This is a genomic window from Streptomyces hiroshimensis, assembly GCF_014650335.1.
GTDB lineage: Bacteria > Actinomycetota > Actinomycetes > Streptomycetales > Streptomycetaceae > Streptomyces > Streptomyces hiroshimensis.
In genome coordinates this window covers 921,102-936,742 of sequence record NZ_BMUT01000001.1, presented here as the reverse complement: position 1 = coordinate 936,742, position 15,641 = coordinate 921,102, and the positions used below count along the sequence as shown (strand labels likewise).

At 74.4% G+C, this 15,641-nt stretch carries 9 protein-coding genes; 3 read left to right on the top strand and 6 right to left on the bottom strand.

All coding sequences use genetic code 11. The features are described 5' to 3' along the window. Positions 1–25 precede the first annotated feature (25 nt). The 3 genes from IE241_RS03805 to IE241_RS03795 all read right to left on the bottom strand — a co-directional run bounded on the left by IE241_RS03805 (position 26) and on the right by IE241_RS03795 (position 2,241). Positions 26–970, bottom strand: a complete 945-nt coding sequence (locus IE241_RS03805; RefSeq protein WP_190020102.1) for a D-alanyl-D-alanine carboxypeptidase family protein — start codon at positions 968–970, stop codon at positions 26–28. Between the two features lie 257 nt (positions 971–1,227). Continuing rightward, entirely contained in the window at positions 1,228–1,995 is a 768-nt protein-coding gene (locus IE241_RS03800) for a CbtA family protein (protein ID WP_190020101.1), read from the bottom strand. 21 nt (positions 1,996–2,016) lie between these two features. After that, positions 2,017–2,241: a CbtB domain-containing protein gene (locus IE241_RS03795; protein ID WP_190020100.1), complete on the bottom strand. Its 225-nt coding sequence runs from the start codon at positions 2,239–2,241 to the stop codon at positions 2,017–2,019. Positions 2,242–2,571: 330 nt separating this feature from the next. On the opposite strand from IE241_RS03795, the gene IE241_RS03790 reads away from it, so the two are divergent. From IE241_RS03790 to fes, 3 genes are all read left to right on the top strand, one after another. After that, positions 2,572–3,171 carry a histidine phosphatase family protein gene (locus IE241_RS03790; RefSeq protein ID WP_190020099.1) on the top strand — a complete coding sequence of 200 codons (600 nt, stop codon included), beginning with the start codon at positions 2,572–2,574 and terminating at the stop codon, positions 3,169–3,171. Between the two features lie 23 nt (positions 3,172–3,194). Further along, a complete protein-coding gene (fhuB, locus tag IE241_RS03785) occupies positions 3,195–5,390 on the top strand; it encodes a Fe(3+)-hydroxamate ABC transporter permease FhuB (RefSeq protein WP_190020098.1) in 2,196 nt (731 codons plus the stop codon). Positions 5,391–5,477: 87 nt separating this feature from the next. Further along, positions 5,478–6,707, top strand: coding sequence for an enterochelin esterase (gene fes / locus IE241_RS03780; protein ID WP_190020097.1), 1,230 nt, complete (start codon positions 5,478–5,480; stop codon positions 6,705–6,707). Positions 6,708–6,776: 69 nt separating this feature from the next. Here fes and IE241_RS03775 read toward each other — a convergent pair whose 3' ends face one another. The 3 genes from IE241_RS03775 to IE241_RS03765 are packed head-to-tail and all read right to left on the bottom strand — an operon-like array spanning position 6,777 to position 15,617. Then, the gene (locus IE241_RS03775) at positions 6,777–8,156 is read right to left on the bottom strand and encodes a DHA2 family efflux MFS transporter permease subunit (protein WP_190020445.1); all 1,380 of its coding nucleotides are present in this window, start codon (positions 8,154–8,156) and stop codon (positions 6,777–6,779) included. Between the two features lie 47 nt (positions 8,157–8,203). Further along, positions 8,204–8,407, bottom strand: a complete 204-nt coding sequence (locus tag IE241_RS03770; protein ID WP_190020096.1) for an MbtH family protein — start codon at positions 8,405–8,407, stop codon at positions 8,204–8,206. 4 nt (positions 8,408–8,411) lie between these two features. Beyond that, positions 8,412–15,617, bottom strand: coding sequence for a non-ribosomal peptide synthetase (locus IE241_RS03765; RefSeq protein WP_190020095.1), 7,206 nt, complete (start codon positions 15,615–15,617; stop codon positions 8,412–8,414). Positions 15,618–15,641: the final 24 nt, after the last annotated feature.

Genomic DNA, 15,641 nt, shown 5'->3' with positions numbered 1-15,641 from the left:
TCGTTCGGCCGGTCGGCCGGTCGGTTCAGTCCTCGTGCGCCGCGGAGGGCAGCCGACGCAGCTTCAGGGACGTGTGCTTCTTGAAGGCGTAGTCGAGCATCTCGGCGGCGTCCGGGTAGCGGTTCACGGGGTCGTTGAGGATGACGCCGACGACGTTCCGCCCGCCCTGCCGCGCGGCGAACACCAGGCAGGGCCCCGACGCCGTGGTGGTGCCGGTCTTGATCCCCGTCACGCCGCCGTACGAGCCGAGCAGCTTGTTGGTGTTGTACCAGGTGTAGAGCCGGTTGACGTTCTTCGCCTTCTGCTGGGTGTTCAGCGCGGAGACGACCGTGCGGAAGGTGGCGCTGCGCAGGGCATGCCGGGAGAGCTCGGCCAGATCCCGGGGGGTGGAGTAGTTCCTGCCGGCCGAGGAGATGCCGTCGAAGGAGTCGTAGTTGGTGCCGCGCAGCTTCAACTGCCGGGCCTCGGCGTTCATCTTGGCGATGAACGACTTCGTGCGGGCCGCCTCGTCGGGCCCCGTGCCGAAGGCGTCGGCGAGGGCGTAGGCGGCGTCGCAGCCGGACGGGAGCATCAGCGCGTAGAGGAGCTGACGCGCCGTGAGCTTGTCGCCGGTGCGGAGGTCCGCCGTGCTCGCGCCCGTCCGCTGGACGTAATCGCGGTAGGACTGCTTGATCTCGATCTGCCGCTCCAGGTCCACCCCCGGGGTGTCCAGGACCACCACCGCGGTCATGATCTTCGTGGTGCTGGCCATGGGCCGCTTGACGGTCGCGTCCTTGGCCCACAGCGGGCGCGCGGAGCGGGCGTCCATCAGATAGGCGCCCTTCGCGTCGACCGACGGGCCGGGCGCGGCGTGTGCGGCCGGTGCCGGGAGCCCGGCGGCGAAGGCCACGGCCGTCGCCGCCGCCGTGGCCGCCAGTGGCGCTCCCCACGCTCCCCGGCGGCGGTCCTGCTCTCCCCCACGTCGCTGCATCAAGGCTCCATTCCTACGCTGTCGGGTCAGGGCGAGCGGCATCGTCGCACCGTCCCTCGCACGGAAAGAAATCCGAACCACTAATGGGTGAGCGGGACTTATGAGGCTGACGGGGTGTGCGGGGCGGCGCCGGGAGGCCTGAGGGGGAGGCGCATGAGGAGACGCAATAAGGGCAAGTGGGGGCATGGGAAGAGCCCGCCCGGTTTGCCCGGGCGGGCTCTTCTCGGCGAGGGTGCGCCGGGGGCGCCGGCGTGGCCTCAGCCCGCCGGTGCCGCCGTCCGCGCCTTACCGTCCTGCACCCCGGCCCGCGGGGCCAGGAGCCGTTCGGCGAAGTGACCGAAGACGAGGCCGAAGCCGGTCCAGAGCAGGAGCTGGATCGCCAGGGCCGACAGGCGGAACTTCCACAGCAGGGCCGCCGGGAAGTCGTCGGGCAGTTCGTTGACCGAGGGCAGGAAGGCGTAGGCGAGGCCGACGGCGACCACGAAGGCCGCCCCCGCCGCGACCGTCGCGTTCCAGTTGCCCAGCCGGGGCGCGAGGCGCTTGCCGAGGATGACCGCGCCGACCGCCAGCAGGACGCTGAGCGCGATCATCAGGAAGTAGAGCGCGGTGCGCTTGCCGATGGAGTCCGGGTCGCCGACGGAGGGCGGGTTGGCCGGGTACTTCAGGAACGGCACCACATAGACGGCGAGGAGCGCGCCGAGCGAGACCAGCGCTGCCGTGGCCCGGGGGCCGAAGCGGCCGATGCGGCCCAGGGCGACGCAGAAGACGAGCGAGGCGATACCGCCCAGCGCGACGCCGTAGACGAGGATGCCGGTGGCCAGCCCTGCGGTGGACTGCATGGTGCGGCTGACCGGATCCTCACCGCCGTCGCCGTGGTCGTGGGGGCTGTGCGCCTCCTCGAAGGCGATGGCGGAGTCCACATGGGGCTCGCCGAGCAGATAGGCGACGACGAGGGCCAGGACGCCTGCGGCGAGGCCCGCGAGCATGCCGCGGACGAGCAGGGCTCTGACGGAGATCGAGTTCACGGTGGTTCCCCCGGCAGGTCGTCAGTGGCAGGGGAAGCCGAGCAGGTGGCGCCCGTCGTGGACCCACTCGTGCACGTTCTCGCCGGAGATGAGGGAGGTGGCGCCCTGCTCGGCGCCGACGAAGTACAGCAGGACCAGCATGAGGATGCCGACGAAGAGCGCCCAGGGGGCGATCTCCTTGAGCGAGATGGGGGCGACCGCGGGTATGGCGGACGAGGCGGCGGCGGGGGCGGCGGACTGAGCCATGACAGAACCTCCTGGGGAACACGCGTCCCGATCATTGGGGCCTAGGACGACAGTGCGGGGTCTGACTTCCCTGCGGGGCTCCGCCGGGTACACAGTGGCGCGACCGTGCCGGGATCTCACCGGGCTTCCGTCACACCGTCGTCATTGCCACGCGACCGTACCGCGCGCGGGTGACCTGCGCTACGGCGTGCGGATGCTCACCCCGGCGCACGGGCCCGGCGGTGCCCGTGATCTGCTGATTCGCGGCGGACGCCGCCCGCTGACATCCCGTTGGCCGACAGCCCCGTTGACAGAACTGACAGACCCGTTGCCAGAGGGGACGAGAACACCGTGACCGTCCGTGTGATGCTGATCTCACCCGCCGCCGACGCCCCCGCGCACGAGGCCCGGTTCGGCGACGACGGGCCGCTCGGCGCGGCGGGGATGCGCCGTACGCGAGCGGCGGCCGGTTCGCTGCCGGCCGCCGGGCAGGTGCTGACCGCGCCGTCGGCCCGCTGCGCCGCGAGCGCGGCGGCTCTCGGCCTGGCCGCCGCCCGGCCCGAGCCCGCGCTGCGCGACCTCGACCCGGGCCGCTGGCGGGGCCTTCCGCTCGCCGAGGTCGGCGCGGCCGAACCACAGGCCCTGGCCGCCTGGCTGACGGACCCGGGGGCGGCGCCGCACGGCGGCGAGTCGGTGCAGGACGTGGTCGCCCGGACCGGGGCGTGGCTCGACGGCCTGGAGGACGGCAGGGTGCTGGCCGTCACCACCGCGGCGGTGATCCGCGCGGCGCTGGTCCACGCCCTGGACCTGCCGCCGCAGACGTTCTGGCGGCTCGACGTGCTGCCCCTGTCGGTGACAGAACTGTCGGGGCGCGGGGGCCGGTGGAACCTGCGCTGCGGGGTTCCGCTGCCGCGGGGGTCGGCGGATACCGCCTCGCCTGCGGAAACATAAATTCCTTAGGCTAGCCTTACCTTATGACTGTGTCGCAAGTGGGCCCCCCGGAGGTGCAGCCCGCCGGCCAACAGGCCCCGGCGGGGCGTGTGCACGGCAACCGGGCCGTCCTGACCGCCTCGGCCCTCCTGGTGGTGGGGGTCCTCGTGCTGTCCGCCCTCTCCCTGTCCGTCGGGGCGGGCGAGGTCGGGGCCGGGGACGTACTGGACTACGTCCTCGGGCGGAACGGGGCCCGCGACAGCTCCCGGCTCTCGCTCGTCGTCGGCGACCTGCGACTGCCCCGGACGCTCACCGCACTGGCCGTCGGAGCCGCGCTCGGCACCGCCGGCTGCCTGCTGCAGGCCGTCACCCGCAACCCCCTCGCCGAGACGGGCCTGCTCGGCGTGAACGCCGGAGCATCGCTCGGCGTCGTCGTCGGCATCGCCTTCCTCGGCGTGAGCAGCGGCTACGGCTATCTGCTGTGGGCGTTCGGCGGCGCGGTCCTGGCCAGTGCCCTGGTGCTGCTCATCGCGAGCCGCCGCGGCGGCGGTTCCCCGATGCGGCTGGTGCTCGCCGGCTCCGCGCTCGGAGCCACCTTCGGCGGCATCACCAGCGTGCTCATCGTGAACTCCGCCGAGACCTACGACCGCTTCCGCTTCTGGGTCCTGGGCTCGCTCGCGGGCGTCGAGGGCTTCACGAAGCTCACCGGTCTGCTGCCCGTCCTCGCCGCCGGATTCGTCGTCGCGCTGCTGATCGCCCGCCCGCTGTCCGCGCTCGCGCTCGGCGACGACCTCGCCAAGGGGCTGGGGCACCGTCCCGGCGTCATCCGCGTCGTCGTGGCCGTGGCCGTCACCCTCCTCACCGCGGCGTCCGTCGCGCTCGTCGGCCCCATATCCTTCCTCGGCCTGCTCGCCGGATTCCTCGCACGGGCCGTCACCGGCCCGCGCCTCACGGCACAGATCGTGCTCGCCGGCCTCATCGGCGCGGGCGTGCTGACCGGCTCCGACGTCCTCGCCCGCGTGGTCTCCCGGCCGTTCGAGGCGCCCGTCTCCGTCATCATCGCCCTCTTCGGCGCCCCCGTCCTCATCGCCATCGTCCGCTCCCGGCGGATGGCCTCGATGGGCATGACCGACCCGGCCGCGGAGGAGAGCCCGAAGGGCGGGCGGGGTGTCGCGGCCAGGCTGCCCCGTCCCCGTAAGGGAGAGGACGACGGCGCCGGCACGCTCGTCGTCCGCAGCGGCTCCCTGTCGCTGCTCGTGCCGCGCCGGGCCGCCGTCGCGGCCTTCGCCCTCGCCGCGCTGCTCGTCGGCGCGGTCGTGCTCTCCGCGTACGCCGGGCAGAGCGAGATGAGCCTGAGCCGTACGTTCAACGCCGTCTTCGGGTCGGGCGACCGGTTCGACGTCCTGCTCGTGCAGAAGTTCCGGCTCGGCCGGATCGTGGCCGGGCTGGCCGCGGGCGCCGCCCTCGGCCTCGCCGGCTGCCTCACCCAGACCCTCGCCCGCAACCGGCTCGCCACGCCCGAGCTGCTCGGCGTCAACGACGGCGCCACTGCCGCCGTCCTGCTGTCGGCGACCCTCAGCGGAACGTTCGGCGCGTGGTGGGCGGGCCCGCTCGGCGCGCTCGCCGCCGTACTCGTCGTCACCGCCGTCTCCGGCGGCCTGGGCCAGCGCGGCTACCGCGTCCTGGTCGTGGGCCTCGCCATGTCGGCGCTGGCCTCGGCGGTCACCCAGGTCGTCCTCTCCCGCCGCTCCCTGAACTCGGCCAGTTCGCTGTACGTGTGGACGTCCGGCAGCCTCAACGGCCGCAGCTACTCCGTGGCCGTGCCGGTCCTCATCGGCCTGGCCGTCCTGGTACCGCTCGCCCTCGTCGTCGCCCGCCACCTCAACGTGCTGCGCTTCGACGACTCCACCGCGGCCTCGCTCGGCGTCGCGCCGGGGCGGGTGCGGCTGGTGTGCATGCTGCTGGCGGTCGGCCTCGCGGGCCTCGCGGTCGGCATCTGCGGGCCGGTCGGCTTCGTCGCCCTCGCCTCGCCGGTGATCGCGGGGCGGCTGGCGGGGCCGCTGCGGGTGCCTGTCGTGGGCTCCATGCTGGTCGGGGCGACGCTCGTCGTCCTGGCGGACACCGTGGGGCGCGTTGCGCTCGACGGGGTGGAGATCCCGGTCGGGATCGTCACGACGGTCCTTGGCGGACCGTTCCTGCTGTGGGTGCTGCTGGGGCGGTCGGCGGCGGCGCGGGTGTAGTCGTTCCGGGGCTCCGCCCCCGACCCCGGTCCTCAATCGCCGGACGGGCTCAGTTCTTGCCCGGACCCAGCCTTGACAAAGGAAGCCATGGAACCGCAGAGTCCCCTCCTCCGCGAGCTCGCCGCCGCCGTGCGCCACGGCATACCCGACGCCGTCGGCACCTTCTGGCGGCACGCCGCCACCAAAGGCACGCCGCTGGTCGAGCCCGACCCCGAAGGCGACCCCGCCTGGCGGCTCGTCACCTTCCTCTGGCGCGACGACCCCGCCCGCCCCGCCTCCGACGTGCTCGCCCTCCTGCACACCGTCACCGACAAGGACCGGCACGCGGGCGACCTCGCGCCGCACCTCATGGGCAAGGTGGACGGCACGGACGTCTGGGCGATCGGCCACCGGCTGCGGGCCGACCACCGGGCCTCGTACCAGTTCTTCGCGGCCCACGGCCCGCGCGAGGAGACGCTGCGCGCGGACCGCAAGTCCTGGCTGCGCGTCCTGGACTCCGCCGTGCCCGACCCGTTCAGCACGCTCCCGCAGCTGCCCTCGCGTGACGGGCGGAACCCGTCGTCGGTGATGGCGCTCCCGGACGCGCCGGTGCAGGAGTGGGCCGGCCCCCGCCCGGGGACGGCGCGCGGCGTACGGGCCGACGCCGTGGTCGACGGGCGGCGCGTCCACGTGCACCTGCCCGCCGGGCACCGGGCGGACGGCGGCCCGTACCCCGTGATCGTGCTGCTGGACGGCGAGATGTGGGGGCCGGTCCTGGACTTCGGCACCGCCCTGGACAACCTGTACGCCGACGGGCGCCTCGCGCCGGCGGTCACGCTGATGGTGGACACCATGGGCCGGGCCCGCCGCATGGAGGACCTCAGCTGCAGCGAGGAGTTCGTCGACTGGATGGCGGACGTCCTGCTGCCGTGGGCCGCGCAGGCCTACGGGGCCACGGACGAGGCGGCGCGCACGGTCGTGGCCGGGCAGAGCGCGGGCGGGCTGACGGCCGCGTTCGCGGCGTTCCGCCGGCCCGAGCGGTTCGGCAACGCCCTGTCCCAGTCGGGCTCCTTCTGGTGGCCGGACGGGACGGAGTTCGACGGCGGCAGCGAGTGGCTCACCCGGCAGTTCGCGGTGAGTGGGAAGCGGCCCGTACGCATCCGGCTGGAGGTGGGCCTGCAGGAGTGGATGCTCCTCCCGCAGAACCGCCACCTGCGCAATGTGCTGGAGGCCCGGGGCTACGACGTCGCCTACGGCGAGTTCAACGGGGGCCACGACTACGCCTGCTGGCGCGGGGGGCTCGCCGCGGGGCTGGCGGCCTTGCTGGCACCGAGGTAGGTCTGTCCGGCGGTGCCGTCCCGGGCCGCAGCGCGGTCCGACGACGGCCCCGCCGGGCCGGCCCGTGCGTCAGGCCGCGGCCTGTATCTCCGCGTCCCGCGGCTCGTCGTCGAACGACGGCGGGGCGGGGGCGTCCTTGGGCATCCGCAGCGCGACGAGCGCGCCGAGGGCGACCAGGCCCGCCGTGACCAGGATCGCCGCCCGGTACGGGCCCGGGGCCGTGTCCTGGGCATGCGAGCCGCCCCCGGCGGCGATCACCGCGGCCGTCGCGGCGATGCCCAGCGCACCGCCCAGCGTGCGCACGATGGTGAACAGGCCCATCGCCTGGCCCATCGCCGGGGGCGGGACGTCCGCGAACCCGGCGATCTGGACGGTCAGCACGGCCGTGCCGAGCACCAGGCCGACGCAGAACATCAGCGCCCGCACCGCCCAGGCGCTCTCCGCCACCCCCGGCACGGCCAGCGCGGCGAAGACCCCCGTGGCCAGGACCAGGGCGGGCACGGCGAGCAGCCGCGGGCCCAGCTTCGGCATCAGCCGGTCGGCGACCTGCGAGGCCAGCATCAGGCCGAGCGCCTCGGGGAAGACGCTCAGGCCCGCGTCCAGGGCCGAGGCCCCGAGCGCCGCCTGGTAGAGCAGCGGGAACGCGAAGAGGACGCCCATCAGCCCGGCCGAGGTGACCAGGGCGAGCACCGTGGCCGAGGCGAACACCTTGTCGGCGAGCAGCCGCAGCTCCAGCAGCGGGTTCTTCGCCCGGAGCAGGTGGACGCAGCCGGCGACGAGCAGGATCAGCCCGAGCGGGCCGGCCACGGCGACGGACGGCGAGGTCCAGCCGTGCGAGGGGCCGAAGCCCAGCGCGTACGTGAGCAGGCCGAGCGCCGGGGTGGCCAGCAGGAAGCCGGGGACGTCGAACGGGGCGGCGCCGTCCTCCGCCTCCTCCTTCTCCTCGCGCAGCCCCGCCACGCCCAGCAGCACCGCCGCCGCGCCGATCGGCACGTTGACGAAGAACAGCCAGTGCCAGGAGAAGTGCTCGGTGAGGAAGCCGCCCAGCGGCGGCCCGAGGGCCGGCATCAGGGCGGTCGGCACGATGAGGACCTTCGAGAGCTTCATCCGCTCGTGCGGCGGGAAGGCGCGGAAGAGCAGCGTCATGCCGACCGGGGTGAGCAGGCCGCCCGCGATGCCCTGCACGACGCGCGCGAGGACCAGGACCGGCAGGTCCTGGGCCAGGCCGCAGACCGCCGAGGCCGCCGTGAAGACGGCCAGCGAGCCGAGGAAGACCTTCTTGGTGCCGAAGCGGTCGCCGAGCCAGCCGGCGACCGGCAGGGCGACGGCGAGCGCCACCAGGAAGGCGACCTCCACGGTGTTGGCGGCGGAGACCGGTTCGCCGAAGTCCCGGGCGATGGTCAGCAGCGCCGGGCCCACGATGGTGGAGTCGAGGCCGTTCATGCACATCGCCGCCGTGTACACGATCACGACGGCGACGCGCGGGTTGATGCCCTTCACCCCTGGGCCGCCGGGGCCAGGTCGGTCCAGTTCTCGGTGATCCAGTCCACGGCCTGCTGCCGCTCGCAGGGGCCGTGGACGAGGCTCCAGCCGTCCGGCACGGCGGCGAAACCCGGCCAGAGGCTGTGCCGGCCCTCGGCGTTGACGAGGACGAGGAAGGGGCCGTCGCCGTCGAAGGGGTTGGCGGGTGCGTCGCTCATGGGGTCAGTTCTCCAGGTTCTGCAGACGGTCGGCGATCACGCTCGCGATGTGCGCGATCGGCTTGGGCAGGGTCATGTCCTTGTGCGAGCAGGCGACGTCCGTGTTGTCGATGCGCCCGGTCACGTACGGGGTCCAGGTGTCGGGGGTGAGCTCGTCGTCGATGGTGTCGACGGTGGCGCGGAAGAAGAGCACGTCGCCCTCGTACACGCGGTGGTCGAAGGCGCGCACCAGGAAGTTGGTGTTGAGGTAGGTGCGGTTGAGGGCCTCGATGGTGGCGTCGTCGAGGCTGGCCAGCGGCGAGCCCTCGCGGCGCAGCACGTCGGTGACGTGGGCGAGTTCGAAGGGCTTGCCCTCCAGGCTGTCCGGGCCGTAGCCGCCCATGGCGAGGAGCGCTTCGAGCGCCTCGGCCTGGTCGGGCACGGGCAGCTCGCGGAAGCCCTCGGCGGGGTAGGCGTCGAGGATGGCCAGCAGCTCGACCTCCTGGCCCAGGTCCTGCAGGCGGGTGGCCATGGCCTGGGCGATGATGCCGCCGGTGGACCAGCCGAGGAGGCGGTACGGTCCCTCCGGCTGGACCTCGCGGAGCCGGTCGACGTAGTGCGCGGCGAGCTCCTCCAGGGTCTGCGGCAGCGGCTGCTCGGCGGTGGCCGGGCCGACGCCCTGGGCCTGCATGCCGTAGATCGGCACGTCGGCGGGCAGGTGGCGGATCAGGCCCGCGTAGCACCAGCTGAGGCCGCCCGCGGGGTGGACGCAGTACAGCGGGGCCTTGTCGCCGGGCGCGGCCGGGCGCAGCGGCAGCAGGACGTCCAGCGCGTCGGTCTGCTCCGCGGCGTCGAGTGCGGCGTCCAGGGCCGCGACGGTCGGCGCCTGGAAGACGGTGCCGATGCCGACGTCGGCGCCGAGGGCGTCCTTGACGCGTCCGGCGAGGCGCACGGCGAGGAGGGAGTGGCCGCCGAGGTCGAAGAAGTTGTCGTCCACGCCGACCCGGGGCAGGCCCAGGACGTCGGCGAAGATCGCGCAGAGCTGTTCCTCGCGGGGGCCGCGGGGTGCGCGGCCTTCGGTGACGGCCGAGGCGAGGTCGGGGGCCGGGAGGGCCTTGCGGTCGAGCTTGCCGTTGGCGGTCAGCGGCAGCCGGTCGAGGAGGACGACGGCCGAGGGCACCATGTGGACGGGCAGTTCGCCGGCGGCGTGCTCGCGCAGGACGGCCGGGGTGACGTCGCGTGCCGGGACGGCGTAGGCGACGAGGCGCTTGTCGCCGGGGGTGTCCTCGCGGACGACGACGGCCGCGTCGGCGACGTCGGGGTGATCGGCGAGGACGCCCTCGATCTCGCCGAGCTCGATGCGGAAGCCGCGGATCTTGACCTGGTGGTCGGCGCGGCCGAAGTAGTCGAGGTTGCCGTCGGGACGGCGGCGGGCGAGGTCGCCGGAGCGGTACATGCGGGTGCCGCTCTCGCCGAAGAGGGCGGCGTACGGGTCGGCGACGAAACGTTCCGCCGTGAGGGCGTGCCGGCCGAGGTAGCCGCGGGCCAGTCCTTCGCCGGCGACGTACATCTCGCCGGTGACACCGGGCGGCACGGGCTGCAGGTACGGGTCGAGGACGTAGACGCGCAGGTCGGGGATGTTGACGCCGATGGTGCTGGAGGCGCCGGCGGCGGCCTTCTCCCGGTCCAGGGCCATGTACGAGACGTGCACGGTCGTCTCGGTGATGCCGTACATGTTGACGAGCGTGGGCGCGTTCTCGTCATGGCGCTCGTACCAGTCGGCGAGCCGGGCCAGTTCGAGGGCCTCGCCGCCGAAGACGACGTAGCGCAGGGCCAGGTCGCTGCCCGGGTTCTCCTTGTCGGCGGCCATCAGCTGGTAGAAGGCCGACGGAGTCTGGTTGAGGACGGTGACGGACTCGGCGGAGAGCAGGCGCAGGAAGGCGGCCGGGTCGCGGCTGACGAGGTGGGGCACGACGACGAGGCGGCCGCCGTGCAGCAGGGCGCCCCACATCTCCCAGACGGAGAAGTCGAAGGCGTAGGAGTGGAAGAGCGTCCAGACGTCGGTGTGGTCGAAGCCGAACCACTGGTCGGTGGCGGTGAACAGCCGGACGACGTTGTGGTGGGTGACGGGGACGCCCTTGGGGCGGCCGGTGGAGCCGGAGGTGTAGATGACGTAGGCGACGTCGTCCGGGCGCACGGGCCGGACGCGCTCCTCCGGGGTGAGGTCGGCGGCGCCGTACGCCTCGGCCTCGGCGCCGTCTACGAGGACGACGGGCAGGTCGTGTGCCGGGATGCGGGCCGCGGTCGCGCTGTCGGTGACGACGGCGGCGGGGGCGGCGTCCTGGAGCATGTACGCCAGGCGGTCGGCCGGGTAGTCGGGGTCCATCGGGAGGTAGGCGGCGCCGGCCTTGGCGACGGCCAGCAGGCCGGTGACCAGTTCCGGGGAGCGGGGCAGGGCGAGCGCGACGATGGAGCCGGGGCCGATGCCGCGGGCGGCGAGCAGCCGGGCGAGGCGGTTGGCGCGGGCGGACAGCTCCGCGTAGCCGAGGGAGGCGCCCTCGCAGGTGACGGCCGTACGGGCCGGGTGGCGGCGTGCGGCGTCCTCGTAGAGCTCTACGAGGGTCTGCTTCGAGGGCTCGGGGGCCGGGGTGCCGGTGTTCCACTCGACGAGCAGCTGATGGCGCTCGTCGTCGCCGAGCACCGGCAGCAGGCCGATGGGGGTGCCGGGGTCGGCGGCGGCAGCGGCCAGCAGGCGGGTCAGGTGGGCCGAGAGTCGCTCGGCGGTGGCGCGGTCGAAGAGGTCGGTGCGGAACTCCAGGAAGCCGGAGATGCCGCCGCCGGGCTGCTCCCCCGCGTTCAGGGTGAGGTCGAACTTGGCCGTGCCGGACGGCGTGGCCGTCATCGCGGCGGTCAGCCCCGGGCCCATGGCGAACGTCCCGTCGGGCAGGGACTGCCAGGCGAGCATCACCTGGAACAGGGGATGCCGGGCCAGCGAGCGCGGCGGGTTGAGCTCCTCGACGAGCCGGTCGAAGGGCAGGTCGCCGTGTTCGTACGCGCCGAGCGTGGCGGTGCGGACGCGGCCGAGGAGGGTGCGGAAGTCCGGGTCGCCGGAGGTGTCGGCGCGCAGCACGAGGGTGTTGACGAAGAAGCCGACGAGGTCGGCGGTCGCGTCGTCGTCGCGGCCGGCCACGGGGGTGCCGAGGGGGATGTCGGTGCCGCAGCCGTAGCGGGTCAGCAGGGCCGCGAGGGCGGCCTGGACGACCATGAAGACGCTGGTGCCGGTGGTGCGGGCGAGCGCCTCGACGGCGGCGTGCGCGTCCGCGCCGAGGTGGAAGGGCACGGTGTCGCCGGCGGAGGAGGCGACGGCGGGGCGCGGCCGGTCGGTGGGGAGTTCGAGCTGGTCGGGCAGCCCGGCGAGGGCCTGCTTCCAGTGCTCCATCTGGCGGTCGGCGAGCGCGGTGGGGGCGCCGGCGGTGCCGAGGAGCCGCTGCTGCCAGGCGGTGTGGTCGGCGTACTGGACGGGCAGGGGCGCGAGTTCGGGGGCGCGGCCCGCGGCGCGGGCGGCGTAGGCGGTGGCGAGGTCGCGGGCCAGCGGCGTGGTGGAGGCGCCGTCGCCGGCGATGTGGTGCAGGAGGAGGAGCAGGGTGTGCTCCGTCCCGCCCTCCGTGAACAGGGTGACGCGCAGCGGGGGTTCGGCGGCCAGGTCGAAGCAGTGCCGGACGGCGGCGGTGACGTCGGTCGTCGGCGGAGCGGTGTGGAGCTCGGGGTACGCCTCGTCCGTCGCGAGAATCCGCTGGTAGGGCTCGTTGTCAGTGGCCGGGTATACGGTCCGGAGTGTTTCGTGACGCTCGGTGAGGTCGCGCAGGGCCAGGCGCAGTGCGTCCTGGTCGAGCGGGCCGGTGAGGGTGAGGAGCAGGGGGATGTTGTACGTGGGGCTGGGGCCTTCGAGCCGGTGCATGAACCACAGCCGCTTCTGGGCCGGGGAGAGCGGCATCCGCTCCGTGCGCGGTACGGGCACGAGGGCGGGGCGCTCGTCGGCCGGGGCGCCGGGGGCGCTGCCGAGGAGGGCGGCGAGGGCTGCGGGGGTGGGGTTGCGGAAGACGTCGGCGAGGCCGAAGCCCTCGCCTGCGGCCTCGCGGATGCGGGCGGCGATACGGCCTGCGAGGAGGGAGTGGCCGCCCAGAGCGAAGAAGTCGGCGTCGGGGGACGGCGGGGCGTCCAGACCGAGGACGTCCTGGAAGAGGGCGCAGAGCGCGGCTTCCTGCGGGGTGCGGGGCTCGCGGGCGGCCGGGCCGGCGGTGGGCTCGGGGTCGGGCAGGGCGCGGTGGTCGAGCTTGTCGTTGGCGGTGCGGGGCAGGGCGTCCAGGGCGAGGATCGCGGCGGGCACCATATGCGCGGGCAGCTGCCCGGCGAGGTGGGCGCGCAGGGCCTCCGTGTCGAGCTCCGCGGCGGCCGTGCCCTCGGCGGGGACGGCGTAGCCGAGGAGTCGCTTGCCGTGGGCGGTGTCGCGGGCGATGACCGCGGCCTGGGAGACCGTGGGGTGGGCGGCCAGCGCGGCCTGGATCTCGCCGAGTTCGATGCGGAAGCCGCGGATCTTGATCTGGTCGTCGGCGCGGCCGAGGAACTCCAGGGTGCCGTCGGGGCGGCGGCGCACCAGGTCGCCGGTGCGGTACATGGCGGCGCCGGGCTCGCCGTGGAGGGCGCCGAAGGGGTCGGCGGTGAAGCGCTCGGCGGTCAGGTCGGGGCGGCCGAGGTAGCCGCGGGCCAGGCAGGCTCCGGCGATGTACAGCTCGCCGGTGACGCCGTCGGGCGCGGGGCGCAGGGAGTTGTCGAGGACGTAGGCGCGGGAGCCGCGGACGGGTCTGCCCTGGGGGGTGCCGTCCTCGCCGGGCAGCCAGTAGTAGGCGTCGACGGTGGTCTCGGTGGGGCCGTAGAGGTTGACGGGGCCCAGGCCCTCGGTGGCGGCCAGGCGCCGCCAGAGCGGCTCGGGGGTGGTCTCGCCGCCCACGACGACGACGGCCGGGTGGTGCCGGCCCTCGTCCAGCAGCCCTTCGGCGAGGAGGGCTTCGGCGTAGGAGGGGGTGACGTCGAGGTAGTCGAGGCGCTCGTCGTGGACGTAGCCGGCGAGGGCGGCGGGGTCGCGGTAGCCGGCGTCGTCCAGCAGGTGCAGCTCGTGGCCGTGGACCAGCCAGATCAGCGGGTCCCAGGAGGCGTCGAAGGCGAAGGAGGCGCTGTGGCCGATGCGCAGGCGGTCGCGGCCGGTGCGGGCCACGGCGGGGGCGATGTGGTCGCTGCCGTGCCCGGCGTGCAGGTTGGCCAGCGAGGCGTGGGTGACGACGACGCCCTTGGGGCGGCCGGTGGAGCCGGAGGTGTGGATGATGTACGCGGCCTGACGGAGCGTGGGCGCGGCCGGTGCGGTCGCCGGGCGGGCGTCGATGCGGGCGCGGGTCTCCGGGGCGTCCAGGAGCAGCGTGGGGATGTCGTGCGGGGGCAGGCCGCGCACGGCGTCGGCGGTGCCGACGAGGCAGCCTGGGCGGGCGTCTTCGAGGACGGCGGTGATGCGCTGGGCGGGGTGCCCGAGGTCGAGGGGCTGGCAGACGCCGCCCGCCTTGAGGACGGCCAGCAGGGCGACGACGGTCGAGGCGCTGCGGGGCAGGGCCAGGGCGACGGGGGTCTCGGCCGTGACGCCCGCGGCGGTCAGCTCGTGGGCCAGGCGATTGGCGGCGGCCTCTAGTTCGGCGAAGGTGAGGGTCTCGCCGCCGCTGCGGACGGCCGTGGCGCCGGGGGTGCGGGCGGCCTGCGCGGTGAAGAGCTCGGGCAGGGTGTGCTCGGCGGGCGGCTCGGCGCGGCCGGCGGTGGCCCGCCGGATCCCGTCGGCGTCGAGGAGGTCGAGGGTGCCGACCGGCCGGTCCGGGTCGTCCAGGAGGAGGTCGGCCAGCGCGTCGAGGTAGCGCAGGAAGGCCTGTTCGTGGGCGGCGAGCTCCTCGGCGGTGTAGCGGCCGGGGTTGGCGTCGAGGCCCAGGACGAGGGAGTCTCCGGGGCCGGGGGTGGCGGTGACGGCGAGGTCGTCGACGGGTCCGGCGGCGAGGTTGCGGAGGGTGCCGGGCAGGCCCGCGAAGTCCAAGTCGGCGCCCTCGAACGGCTTGATGTTGAGCATCGGGCCGAACATCGGCTGGTCGCTGCCGGTGAGCCCGAGGTCGTGGCGCAGCTCCTCCAGGCGGTAGCGCTCATGGCGACCGACGGCGCGGGCCGCGAGGACGACGCGGCGCAGGAGCGTGGTACCGGTGTCGTGGGGCCGGACGGCGACGCGCAGCGGCATCACGTTGACGGTCATGGCAGGGGTGTGCAGGGCGGCCGAGCTGCGCCGGTTCTTCAACGGCAGGCCCAGGAGGATGTCCTGGGCGCCGGATATGCGGTGCACGTAGCCGGCGGTGGCGGCCATGACGAGGTTGGCCCAGGTGCTTCCGCCGACGGCGTCGGCCGCCTGCTTCAGGCGGGTGAGGGTGCCCGCGGGGAGGGCGGTCAGGCGGCGCAGGACCGTCGTCGCGGGCGCGGCGGGGCGGGCGGAGAGCGAGGCGGGCCCGGGGCGGTCGGCGAGGTGCTCGCGCCAAAAGTCGCGGTCGGCGGCGTAGTGCTTGCCCGCGCGGTAGGCGGCCTCCTCGTCGGTGAGTTCGCGGAGGGGGGCGAAGCGTGCGACGGGGGGCTCCTCGCCGGCGGCCAGGGCGGTGTAGACCGCGGCGACGCGCTGGCCGATGAGGGTCAGGGCGTAGGCGTCGACGGCGAAGTGGTGGACGCGCTGGTACCACCAGTGCGTCTCGTCGTCGATGCGGAAGAGGGCCTGGGTGACCAGGGGGCCGCGGGTGAGGTCGACGGGCCGGTCGAGGTCGGCGCGCATCCACGCCTCGGCCTCGGCCCGGGGGTCGCCGGCGGTGCGCAGGTCGGCCCGGTGGAGCGTCGGTTCCCGCCCGGCGGCGAGGCGCTGGGCGGGGGCGGCGTCCTCGTCGGCGGGGTCGGCCGGGACGGCGCGGAGGGAGAGGGTCTGCGCCTCGCGGGCGGTGCGGAGCAGTGCGCGCTCGAAGAGCTCCTCGTCCAGGGGGCCCCGGATCTCCACGCAGTCGCCCGTGTTGTACACGGGGTTGTCAGGGGCGAGTTCCTGTGCGTACAGGATTCCGGCCTGGGCCGCGAGCAGCGGCAGCTCGACAGGAGAAGTCTCGGCCTCGTGGTGACGCATGGTGTGGGGACTCCCGTTGGATGA

What these genes read in the sequence shown, in the direction of transcription:
- IE241_RS03775 (WP_190020445.1), bottom strand. Translation starts at nt 8,156, where the DNA reads ATGTGCATGAACGGCCTCGACTCCACCATCGTGGGCCCGGCGCTGCTG.
- fhuB (WP_190020098.1), top strand. Translation starts at nt 3,195, where the DNA reads ATGACTGTGTCGCAAGTGGGCCCCCCGGAGGTGCAGCCCGCCGGCCAA.
- IE241_RS03805 (WP_190020102.1), bottom strand. Translation starts at nt 970, where the DNA reads ATGCAGCGACGTGGGGGAGAGCAGGACCGCCGCCGGGGAGCGTGGGGA.
- IE241_RS03765 (WP_190020095.1), bottom strand. Translation starts at nt 15,617, where the DNA reads ATGCGTCACCACGAGGCCGAGACTTCTCCTGTCGAGCTGCCGCTGCTC.
- IE241_RS03795 (WP_190020100.1), bottom strand. Translation starts at nt 2,241, where the DNA reads ATGGCTCAGTCCGCCGCCCCCGCCGCCGCCTCGTCCGCCATACCCGCG.
- fes (WP_190020097.1), top strand. Translation starts at nt 5,478, where the DNA reads ATGGAACCGCAGAGTCCCCTCCTCCGCGAGCTCGCCGCCGCCGTGCGC.
- IE241_RS03770 (WP_190020096.1), bottom strand. Translation starts at nt 8,407, where the DNA reads ATGAGCGACGCACCCGCCAACCCCTTCGACGGCGACGGCCCCTTCCTC.